The organism is Marinobacter sp. F4218 (genome assembly GCF_019443085.1).
GTDB lineage: Bacteria > Pseudomonadota > Gammaproteobacteria > Pseudomonadales > Oleiphilaceae > Marinobacter > Marinobacter albus.
This window is the reverse complement of sequence record NZ_JAHZIL010000003.1, coordinates 18215-29217: the sequence shown is the minus strand read 5'-3', so window position 1 is coordinate 29217 and position 11003 is coordinate 18215. Positions and strand designations below refer to the sequence as shown.

The following is an 11003-nucleotide window of genomic DNA, read 5'->3' as shown; positions in this document are numbered from 1 at the left end:
CATCATGGATAAAAAACTGTTGGCAATGCTGGCTTGCCCGGTCTGCAAGGGCGATCTGAAGCTGAATGATGCTCGCACCGAGCTTGTCTGCTATCAGGACGCCATGGCCTTTCCGATTCGGGAGGGAATTCCGGTAATGCTGGCGGGCGAAGCCCGGACACTCACGACGGACGAGCGTCTCGATAAGCGCTAAGTCACCAGCTCAGGATTCTACGCCCATGTCTTTTACCGTCGTCATCCCGGCCCGATACGCGTCCAGTCGATTGCCCGGGAAACCCCTGGCAGAAATTGCCGGCAAACCCATGGTGCAGCATGTTTACGAACGGGCGCTGGAAAGCCGTGCCTCCCGGGTGGTCGTAGCGACAGATGATGAACGCATTCGGTCGGCCTGCGAACGTTTCGGTGCCAACGTGGTCCTGACGTCACCGGATCATGCCAGTGGTACCGATCGACTGGAAGAGGTTGCGCGAAAGTTGGGGTTTGAGGCAGATCACCGTGTGGTCAATGTTCAGGGGGATGAACCACTTATTCCACCGGCCCTGATCAATCAGGTCGCAGACAATCTCGAGCGTTATCCCGATGCCGCAATAGCCACCCTCTGTGAGCGTATTCATGACGTTGATCACGTCTTCAATCCCAACGTGGTCAAGGTCGTCTTTGATCACCAGGGTATGGCCCACTATTTCAGCCGCGCCCCGATTCCCTGGGCCCGGGATCGTTGGCAGGACAGCAACCCGCTGGCCGGAGCAGACATCTCGCTGCCGGATGGTGTCGGTTACTTCCGCCACATCGGGATCTATGGTTACCGCGCCAGTGTGCTGGGGCAATTTGTAAACTGGGCTCCGGCCCCCACCGAAAAGGTCGAGTCTCTGGAGCAGCTTCGGGCGCTGTACAACGGAGCGCTTATTCACGTGGATGTGGCCACCGAGAAGCCCCCAGCCGGCGTTGATACCGAGGCAGACCTGGAGCGGATCAGGGCGTGGCTGGATTCGGGGAGAGGATAATGACAGAGCGGGTGAGGGTTCTTTTTGTCTGTCTGGGAAATATCTGTCGATCTCCCAGCGCTGAAGGCGTGTTCCGTGCCCTGGTCGAAGAATCGGGGCTGGAAGACCGGATCGAAATCGACTCGTGCGGAACGGGGCATTGGCATATCGGCAAGGCTCCGGATGCCCGGGCGACGCAGGCCGCCCGCAAGCGAGGTATCGACATCAGCACGCTGAGGGCCCGTCAGTTTGTTGCTGACGATCTGGAAGTCTTTGATTATGTTCTGGTGATGGACCAACAGAACCTGTCGGACGTGACCGACGTCTGGCATCGCATTGGTGGTACCCGTCCCGCCCTGTTTCTGAGCTACGGTCAGTCCTCTCATCAGGAGGTGCCCGATCCCTACTATGGTGGTGCAGAGGGGTTCGAGTTCGTTCTGGATCTGATTCATGAGGCTGGAGAAGGGTTGCTGGCCGAGATCCGGGAGCGTCTGGCTTGAGTCTGACAGCGGAACCCAGGGAGCATGTGCAGCTTGGCGATCTCAACACCCTGCATGTACCTGCGGTTGCCCGCTTTTACTGGGAAGTGGAGGACGCCGACGGGTTGAAAGAGGCGTTGGCCTGGGCCGCGAACCACAGTGCCAGCGTTCTGATTCTCGGCGGCGGCAGCAACCTTGTCTTTAACGGCGACTTCAACGGGCTGGTCATCCGGATCTGTGTTCGTGGCCGCTATTGGGAGCACGCCAGGAACCACGAGGCGACGCTGGTTCTGGGCGGCGGTGAAAACTGGCATGAAGCGGTACTCTATGCTGCCGGAGCCGGGTATCGGGGGATCGAGAACCTGGCCCTGATTCCGGGAACCGCAGGTGCGGCTCCGGTTCAGAATATTGGTGCGTACGGTGTGGAGTTGTGCGATACCCTGGAGTCAGTCACGGCGCTGGACCGCAGGACCGGTGAAGTGGTCAGGTTATCCAATAACGAATGCCGTTTTGCGTACCGGGACAGTCTGTTCAAACAGTCGCCCGGTCGGTATGCGATCATCGAGGTTCGCCTCAGGCTCTCCCGGGACAAGCCATTGCAATTGGGTTACCGGGATCTGGAGGAGTACCTTGGTGAGCGCCCCCGGTCGGAGCTGAGCGCCACGGATGTCGCTGAGGCTGTCATGGCCATTCGGCGTCGCAAACTGCCCGACCCGGACCTCATCCCCAATGCCGGCAGTTTTTTCAAGAATCCCGTGGTGCCGTCGGCCGAGTACAAAAGTCTTCAGTCTACCTATCCGGATATCGTTGGTTACAAGCAACCCCAAGGCGTCAAGCTTGCGGCTGCCTGGCTGATTGACCAGTGCGGCTGGAAAGGGTTCCGGAACGGTCGAGTCGGTGTTCATAATCGCCAGGCGCTGGTGCTCATTAACCATTCAGGCGGTACTGGACGCGACATTCTGGAGTTGGCAGGAAAAATACGGGAAACGGTTAGGGCCAAGTTCGGAGTGGAGCTCGAAATGGAACCCGGTGTCGTGGGATAGCGATCCTGGGTTCGTGCAGGCGGCAAGCGCCCGCACGAACCCCGTCAGCCCCGGCTTCAGAGACCCTTGCGCGGTGACGCGTTGATCAGGAAGGGCAGGGCTTCGGCAACCGGAATATCCTGTTTGTCCGCATCGCGGCGTCCTTTGTATTCCAGCGTTCCGGCCGCGAGACCGCGATCGGAAACCACAATCCGGTGGGGAATGCCAATCAATTCCATGTCGGCGAACTTCACGCCGGGGCGCTCGTTGCGGTCATCCAGCAGTACGTCATATCCCGCCTGACGGAGTTGTTCGTAGAGCTTTTCGCCAGCCTCTGCAACGGGGGCCGACTTGTGGGCGTTCAGGGTGACGATCGCCACCTGGAAAGGAGCAATCGCATCTGGCCAGATAATGCCCTTGTCATCGTGGTTCTGTTCGATGGACGCGGCGACGATGCGGGAAACCCCGATACCATAGCACCCCATCTCCATAACAACGCTTTTACCATTTTCATCGAGCACGGTGGCATTCATGGCCTGGCTGTACTTGTTGCCGAGCTTGAAGATGTGGCCGACCTCAATGCCCCGGCGGATTTCCAGGGTGCCTTTACCATCCGGACTCGGGTCACCCTCGACAACATTGCGGATGTCCTCGACCCGGGTAGCTGCAACATCGCGATCCCAATTCACTCCGGTCAGGTGGAAGTCCTCCTTGTTCGCGCCGCAGACGAAATCCGCGAGATGAGCCGCACTGCGATCCACTACAATCGGCACATTCAGATTCACCGGACCAATCGAGCCGGCCTTGCAGCCTACTACCTTCTCGATTTCCTCATCCGTGGCCATGGTCAGTGGTTCCGCAACGCCGGCAAGGTTTTCGGCCTTGATTTCATTCAGGCTGTGATCGCCGCGCAGGATCAGGGCGATGAGGCCGGCGTCTTCGCCTTCGTCCGCCTCGGCTTTAACCAACAGCGTTTTGACGGTGCGGGTAGCATCCACGCCTAGGAATTCGGAAATGGCTTCAATCGTCCGCTGCCCCGGCGTGGAGACTTCCTTCAGTTCTTCGGACGGAGCTGCCCGTTCGCCAGTCGGTGTCACCGCCTCGGCTTTCTCAATATTGGCGGCATAGCTACTGTCGGTGCTGAACACGATGTCGTCCTCGCCGGAGGAAGCCAGTACGTGGAATTCGTGGGACGCGCTGCCGCCAATGGCTCCGGAATCGGCCTGGACCGGACGGTAATCCAGCCCCAAGCGGTCAAAAATGGCGCAGTAGGTGCGGTGCATGACCTGGTAGGTTTCATCCAGCGATTCGCCGTTTAGGTGAAACGAATAGGCATCCTTCATGATGAATTCCCGGGCCCGCATGACACCGAAACGGGGCCTGCGCTCATCCCGGAACTTGGTCTGGATCTGGTAGAAGTTGGCCGGCAGCTCCTTGTAGCTGTTCAGCTCGTTACGGATCAGGTCGGTAATCACTTCTTCGTGGGTCGGGCCAAAACAGAAATCCCGCCCGTGGCGGTCCTGCATGCGCAGCAGTTCGCCACCGTATTGGGTCCAGCGCCCGGACTCTTCCCACAGTTCCGCGGGCTGGACCGCCGGCATCAGCACTTCCTGGCCTCCGCTCTTGTCCATCTCTTCACGAACAATTCGCTCAACCTTGCGTAGCGTCCGCAAGCCCATTGGCAGCCAGGTGTAGAGTCCGGCCGCAAGTTTGCGGATCATGCCGGCACGCAGCATGAGCTGGTGGCTGATAATCTCGGCGTCTGCCGGTGTCTCTTTCTGGGTTGCAATCAGGTAGCGGCTTGCTCGCATCGTGTCTTCCGTTTGGTTCAAATCAGGGGGTTGTCAGCCTAATCGACAGGCGGTGAATGGTCCGCCGAAGCCTGCGCAGGCTCTGTTTATCATAAAGAGGTCGTTATTGTACGGAGCCAGCCTGCCAAGGTACAGACGGGGAGCGACGAAACGGCGATGTTGGCTGCGCGCCCTGCGATGCCGGCAGCCAGAGTGACTTGTTCGTGCTCTCAGGTCAGGTAGCCCAGAGGAAGCGAGGTGCTGTCTATGACCCTTCTCAGAACGAAGCTGGAATGTACGCCACTGACACCCTGAATCCGCGTAATCCGGTTCAACAGGAAGTGGTGGTAGTGATCCATGTCAGGCACCACAACCTTCAGCATGTAATCGGCGTCCTGACCGGTGATGAGGTAACACTCCTGCACCTCCGGGTATTGGGCGACCTGCTCTTCGAAAGCGGAGAACCGCTCCGGTGTATGCCGGTCCATACCGATCAGGATAATGGCGGTAAGGGACAGGCCAAGCTTCTTGTGGTCCAGAATGGTGACCGTACGGACGATGATGCCCGCGTCCTCCAGAGCCCTGACGCGACGCAGGCAGGGGGAGGGCGAAAGTCCCACCTTGTCAGCGAGCTCCTGGTTGGTCAGCGAGCCGTTCTGCTGTACCTGCTCAAGGATTCGGCGGTCGGTTTTATCGATTTTAATAAGTCTTTCTTGTTTTCCGGCCATATAATGTCAATTTCCGTGAGGTAATAAGCATGATATAGCTAAAAGTAGTCCTGAGGGGCTGAAATAGCAATCATATGCTCGCGTTTTAACGTTAACCTATTAAAACTATTGCAAGACTCTCCATTGGTAACCGCAAGGACTGACTCAAATGGCTTTTGATTACCGTAAATACGTTGCTTTCAAGCCCGTAGGAAAAACCGATCGCCGCTGGCCTGACAAAGTCATCGAAACCGCTCCGACCTGGTGCGCGGTTGATCTTCGGGATGGTAATCAGGCGCTGGTCAAGCCGATGACGGTGGCCCAAAAACAACGGCTGTTTGACCTGCTGGTCAAGCTTGGTTTCAAGGAAATCGAGATTGGGTTTCCGGCCGCCAGTCAGCCCGACTTTGATTTCTGTCGCAAACTCATCGAGGAAAACCGAATCCCCGAGGATGTGAAAATCCAGGTTCTGACCCAGGCCCGGCCAGAGTTGATCGAACGCACCTACGAGGCGCTGCAAGGCGCCAAGCGGGCCATCGTCCATGTCTATAACTCAACCTCCACGGTTCAGCGTGAGCAGGTGTTTGGCCTTGATCGGGCGGGTATCCGGGACATTGCCGTGAAGGGTGCCAGATTGGTGCGCGACATTGCGGCCCGACACCCGGAGACCGAATGGACATTCCAGTATTCTCCGGAGAGTTTCACCGGAACGGAACTGGACTTTGCGGCCGAAGTGGTGGATGCGGTAACCGAGGTCTGGCGTCCGGATCAGGGGCAGCCGGTCATTATCAACCTGCCTGCGACCGTGGAAATGGCAACGCCGAATGTGTTTGCCGACCAGATTGAATGGATTTGCGACAATATCCAGCGCCGCGAACACCTGAGCATCAGTGTGCACACCCACAATGACCGTGGGTGTGCGGTGGCTGCCGCCGAACTGGCGGTCATGGCGGGTGCTGACCGAGTGGAAGGTACCCTGATGGGCAACGGTGAGCGCACCGGAAACATGGACCTGGTTACCATGGCCATGAATCTGTATTCCCAGGGTATCGATCCGACTCTTGATCTGTCGGGAATGGCCGAGATCACCGAAGTGGTTGAAGCCTGTACCGAGATTTCAACCCATCCCCGTCACCCCTATGCAGGAGAGCTGGTCTTCACAGCATTTTCCGGTAGCCATCAGGATGCTATTCGCAAGTGCCTGGCCCGACGCGAACCAGGTGAACTCTGGAACGTTGCCTACCTGCCGATTGACCCGTTCGATGTGGGGCGTCGCTACGAGGAAGTAGTGCGAATCAACAGCCAGTCCGGCAAGGGTGGAGTCGCCTACGTGTTGGAGAGGGATTACAACATCAGCCTGCCGCGCTGGTTGCAGATCGAGTTCAGCAAGATGGTGCAACGGGAAGCCGAAACCAATGGTGGCGAGATCGATTCCCTTACGATTCACCGGTTGTTCGAGGATCGCTACCTGAAGGTTCATGATGATTGGGCGTTGCGTGCCTATGACCTGCATCGTGATTCGGAAGGCGTTCAAGCCGATGTCACCGTCGGTTCCGGTTCGACACCCTTGTCATTGAAGGGGCGTGGCTTGGGTGCTGTTGAAGCGGTATCCGACGCACTGGAGCGCGAGTTCGGGGTTTCAATTGCTGTAGAGGCTTATGACGAGTTCGCACTCGGTGAGGGCACCAATGCGAATGCCTTGGCGTGTATTCGCCTGATGGCGGGCGGACGGCATTGCAGTGCGGCGGCTCTGGCGGAAGACACCACCTCAGCGACGTTGCAGGCTCTTTTCTCGGCGGTTGCGCAAGTGGTCGGTGCCGAGATGCCGGCTCCGCGGACCACTACGGACACCGTCGGTGCGTGATCAATCACAGGTTCCAGACGTAATCAGCCGGCACGAGTGCCGGCTGATTGATTTTCCCATGCCCGTGAGGGGCAAAGGACGGAAGCAGTAACCTCAAACCGGGGTTACGTTTTCCGCCTGCGGGCCTTTCGGTCCCTGCGTCACGGTGAACTGCACCTGCTGACCTTCGGTCAGGGTACGGAAACCGCTTGCATTGATTGCACTGTAGTGAACAAAGACGTCACTTCCACCGTCTTGAGCGATGAAGCCAAAGCCTTTGGACTCGTTAAACCACTTCACGTGGCCGGTTTTTGTATCGGACATTGATCTTTCCTGTCTTTCTGAAATTTGCCCTCACGGGACCTTCATATTCCTTATGGAATCCATGCTGAGAAATCCAGAGAGTACTGAGGAAGGAGCAACGAAGAGCACTTCGGCAGGACGTTATAGCGCTTTCACCAAATACCGCTGTATTTTCACAGCAATTTCAGTATAGACCGAGATTGGGGGTCGTCAACGCTTTTTTTGCTTGTTTCAAGAGGGTTTTTAGTGTTTTAAAAACAATCATTTGAACAAATGGGCATGCAAAACCTCCCGAGCCTCCTGAAGGAGGTCGGGAGGTTTTCTGTTGGACGGGATTCAGCCTCGGAAGTGCTCGCTGATCTCGTCCAGAATCGCGGGATCGTCAATAGTGCTGGGGACCGTGTACCGCTCTCCGTCGGCAATCTGGCGAATGACCCGTCGGAGAATCTTGCCCGACCGGGTCTTGGGTAACCGATCAACCACTATAGCCCTGCGAAAACAGGCAATGGCACCGATCTTTTCCCGAACCATTTCGACCAGTTCATCCTCGAGCTCGTCGTGGTCGATGGTCGCTCCGTCTTTGATAAGCACCAATCCAACCGGCACCTGGCCCTTGAGGTCGTCGTGGGCACCCACAACACAGCATTCGGCAATGGCTGGATGCGAGGCAACCACTTCCTCCATTTCACCAGTCGAAAGCCGGTGTCCGGCCACGTTAATGACATCGTCTGTCCGACCCATGATGAAGACGTAGCCATCGTCGTCGATGAAGCCGCCATCACCCGAGCTGTAATAACCCGGAATGGGTTCGAGATAGCTTTTCTGGAAACGGGCATCGTCGCCCCATACGGTTAGCAGGCACCCTGGCGGTAGCGGCAGTTTGACCGCGATCTGTCCCTGCTCGCCGGCTGGCATCTGGCGCCCGTTCATACCCACGACCTGCACGTTAAAGCCGGGCGAGGGCACGGTCGCCGAACCCGGTTTGGTTTTCATCATCTCGATGCCAACGGGGTTGCAGCAGATTGCCCAACCGGTTTCGGTCTGCCACCAGTGGTCGAGAATCGGCAGATTGGTGTGCTCGTTCAGCCAGTCGTAGGTCGGTGGATCGAGGCGTTCGCCGGCAAGAAAGATTCGTTTCAGTGAACTTACGTCATAACGGGACAGGTGGTCGGCCTCCGGATCTTCCTTGCGAACGGCACGAAAAGCGGTAGGAGCCGTAAACAGAAGATTCACACCATGGTCCTGAACCACGCGCCAGAACGCTCCGGCGTCGGGGGTTTTCACCGGCTTGCCTTCGTACAGGATGGTTGTGCAGCCAGCGAACAGCGGCCCATATACGATGTAGCTGTGGCCAACCACCCAGCCTACGTCGGAGGCGGCCCAGTATACGTCGCCCGGATTGGCGTCATAAACCAGTTTCATGCTGTAGGTCAGTGCGACCGCATGCCCGCCATTGTCTCGAACCACTCCTTTGGGTTTTCCGGTTGTGCCGGAGGTGTACAGGATGTACAGCGGGTCTGTGGACTTGACGGGCACAGGGTCTGCGGGCGTCGCAGCGGCGACGGACTCATTCCAGTCAAAATCCCGGCCGGGGTGCAATTCGGCGTTGGCTTGAGGGCGCTGATACACAATGCAGCTATCCGGCTTGTGGTCGGCCTGTTCAATTGCCTTGTCCACCAAAGGCTTGTATTCGATCACCCGGTTTATCTCGATGCCGCAGGAGGCGGTAATCAGGGCCTTGGGCTTGGCATCGTCAATCCGTACCGCCAGTTCGTGAGAGGCGAAGCCGCCGAAAACCACGGAATGGATTGCGCCGATGCGCGCGCAGCCGAGCATTGCGATGACTGCTTCCGGAATCATCGGCATGTAGATGATGACCCGGTCACCCTTGGAAATGCCCCTGGCGGTCAGTGCGCCAGCGAACAGGGCTACCGCATCGGTCAGTTCCTGATAGGTGTAGGCGCGCTTGGTGCTGGTGACCGGAGAATCGTAGATGAGTGCCGTCTGGTCGCCACGTCCGGCAAGAATGTTCGCGTCCAGGGCGACATAGGAGCTGTTCAGAACGCCGTCTGGAAACCATTGTCCGTGACCATTGTCAGTCGGTGTCCAGATGGTTTTAGGCGGTTCGATCCATTCGATTTGCTCTGCCTGTTCACGCCAGAAGTCGGTCGGTTGAGCAATCGAACGCCGAAACTCGGAGTGGTAGTCCATACATTCCACCTCATTCTGCCTAATTGTTGTTTTGTTGTCTTTCTGAACAACTCTAGGCCGTTTGAAATCATGGACTAGTAGACCATTGGCTTAGTTGCGCCATTTTTGTGCATTAATCCCCGGAGGAATTGACGGAGGTCACTCTGGCGGATATTTCGCCCTGGGCGATTCGGGCTGTAATTCCGTCGCCGGGACGGACTTCAGCAGCGTCGCGGATTATGCGGCCCTCGTCGTCACGAACAATGGCATAGCCACGCCCTAGCGTGGCCAGGGGGCTAACGACATGGAGGGTCTGGGCCATGTGCTCCAGTCGTTCCCGCCTTTGTCTGAGCCGAAGTCGCATGGCTGAGCCCAGGCGCTCACTGGTGCGGGCAACTGACTCCTGGCCGTTGACCAGTTGACGGCGGGGGGATTGCAGGGCGAGCCGTTGGCCAAGATGCTCGCTCCGTACCCTGAGTCGCTCGGTGCGCTGGACCATCGCTTTGTTCAGGCGAAGCTCCAGATCATCCATCCTTTGTGCCTTTTCCAGCAAATCCCGTCTCGGATCCCGGAGGCGGGCTCCCAGGTGTTCCAGCTGGGTTCCGAATCGCTTGAAGGCGCGCCGCGCTGCATTGGCGAGCCGGTGCTCCCATTCCTGAATCTGTCTCAGCCAATCCTGTTGATCGGGCGAAATTTTTTCAGCGGCTGCCGAGGGTGTGGGTGCGCGGAGATCGGCAACAAAATCCGCAATGGTTACGTCCACTTCGTGTCCGACGGCACTTACCGTAGGTATTCGGCAATTGGCCATGGCGCGGGCCACTGCTTCCTCATTGAAGCACCAGAGGTCCTCCAGCGAGCCGCCTCCGCGACCGATGATCAGAACATCGGCAACGCCGTGGGTTTGTGCCCGTTCAATGGCCTGGACGATGTCCTTTGTAGCCGCCTTGCCCTGCACCGCGGTGGGGTAGAGGGTGACCGGGATGGCCGGACATCTTCGGGCAAGCACCGTAAGGATGTCATGGATAGCGGCACCGGTTGGCGAGGTGATTACGCCGATGTGGCCTGGCGTTTTAGGCAAGGATTTCTTTCTTGCGGCATCGAACAGCCCCTCGGTTTGTAGCTTGCGCTTGAGTTCCTCGAAGGCCTGCTGCAGCTCCCCCAGTCCGGCGGGCTCAATGTGTTCGACTATGATCTGGAAATCGCCGCGATTCTCGTACAGCGTTACTTTGCCGCGAATCCGGACCTGGTCGCCTTCTTTGGGTAGATTGCGAATGCGCTGATTGAAACCCCGGAACATGGCACATCGTACCTGGCATTTCCGGTCTTTCAGCGAGAAGTACCAGTGGCCGGAGGATGGCCTTGAAAATCCTGATAATTCGCCCTCGACCCAGACCTGCATAAAACTCGATTCCAGCAGGTGGCGTGCCTGGTGGTTGAGTTCACTTACGCTCAGAGCTCTTGGCCTTGTGTCCTGAAGCAGAGGGTTCGTCCGCGGTGTACCGTAGTCATCCATACGCAATAGCCGAAAAGTGGGAGGGTAAAAATAGCCAAATTTCAAAAAGATGCAATCGAACCCTCAAAAAGGCGCGGTTTACTGAAAACCAGCACCCCTTTATAATAGATCGATTAAGGATTTTGCTTTGCTGTGCCGCCGCGGGTGCAGCAGGGAAACTCCCAACTTAGCAC

General features: G+C 57.5%; 10 protein-coding genes. 5 read left to right on the top strand and 5 right to left on the bottom strand.

What is annotated here, in order from left to right; all coding sequences use genetic code 11:
* Positions 1-4: 4 nt before the first annotated feature.
* Genes K0B93_RS04025 through murB form a run of 4 tightly spaced genes read left to right on the top strand, consistent with a single transcriptional unit; the run spans position 5 to position 2505 of the window.
* A complete protein-coding gene (locus K0B93_RS04025; protein ID WP_219865989.1) occupies positions 5-193 on the top strand; it encodes a Trm112 family protein in 189 nt (62 codons plus the stop codon).
* Positions 194-218: 25 nt separating this feature from the next.
* Positions 219-1004, top strand: a complete 786-nt coding sequence (gene kdsB / locus K0B93_RS04020) for a 3-deoxy-manno-octulosonate cytidylyltransferase (RefSeq protein WP_219865988.1) — start codon at positions 219-221, stop codon at positions 1002-1004.
* Complete coding sequence (locus K0B93_RS04015; protein ID WP_219865987.1) at positions 1004-1483, top strand: low molecular weight protein-tyrosine-phosphatase; 480 nt, start codon at positions 1004-1006, stop codon at positions 1481-1483. Before kdsB ends, K0B93_RS04015 begins: the two co-directional genes overlap by 1 nt.
* Positions 1480-2505 carry a UDP-N-acetylmuramate dehydrogenase gene (gene murB, locus K0B93_RS04010; RefSeq protein WP_219865986.1) on the top strand — a complete coding sequence of 342 codons (1026 nt, stop codon included), beginning with the start codon at positions 1480-1482 and terminating at the stop codon, positions 2503-2505. The genes K0B93_RS04015 and murB overlap by 4 nt, the downstream gene beginning before the upstream one ends.
* A gap of 56 nt (positions 2506-2561) precedes the next feature.
* Here murB and K0B93_RS04005 read toward each other — a convergent pair whose 3' ends face one another.
* The gene (locus K0B93_RS04005; RefSeq protein ID WP_219865985.1) at positions 2562-4295 is read right to left on the bottom strand and encodes a proline--tRNA ligase; all 1734 of its coding nucleotides are present in this window, start codon (positions 4293-4295) and stop codon (positions 2562-2564) included.
* A gap of 209 nt (positions 4296-4504) precedes the next feature.
* Positions 4505-5002, bottom strand: coding sequence for an Lrp/AsnC family transcriptional regulator (locus K0B93_RS04000; RefSeq protein ID WP_219865984.1), 498 nt, complete (start codon positions 5000-5002; stop codon positions 4505-4507).
* A gap of 148 nt (positions 5003-5150) precedes the next feature.
* Here K0B93_RS04000 and leuA point away from each other — a divergent pair, with 148 nt between their 5' ends.
* The gene (leuA, locus tag K0B93_RS03995; RefSeq protein ID WP_219865983.1) at positions 5151-6845 is read left to right on the top strand and encodes a 2-isopropylmalate synthase; all 1695 of its coding nucleotides are present in this window, start codon (positions 5151-5153) and stop codon (positions 6843-6845) included.
* Between the two features lie 93 nt (positions 6846-6938).
* Here leuA and K0B93_RS03990 read toward each other — a convergent pair whose 3' ends face one another.
* The 3 genes from K0B93_RS03990 to xseA all read right to left on the bottom strand — a co-directional run bounded on the left by K0B93_RS03990 (position 6939) and on the right by xseA (position 10830).
* On the bottom strand, positions 6939-7148 hold the full coding sequence (locus K0B93_RS03990) for a cold-shock protein (RefSeq protein ID WP_008169155.1): 210 nt from the start codon (positions 7146-7148) through the stop codon (positions 6939-6941).
* Positions 7149-7463: 315 nt separating this feature from the next.
* Positions 7464-9338, bottom strand: a complete 1875-nt coding sequence (locus tag K0B93_RS03985; protein ID WP_219865982.1) for a propionyl-CoA synthetase — start codon at positions 9336-9338, stop codon at positions 7464-7466.
* Between the two features lie 112 nt (positions 9339-9450).
* Complete coding sequence (gene xseA, locus K0B93_RS03980; RefSeq protein ID WP_219865981.1) at positions 9451-10830, bottom strand: exodeoxyribonuclease VII large subunit; 1380 nt, start codon at positions 10828-10830, stop codon at positions 9451-9453.
* Positions 10831-11003 lie beyond the last annotated feature (173 nt).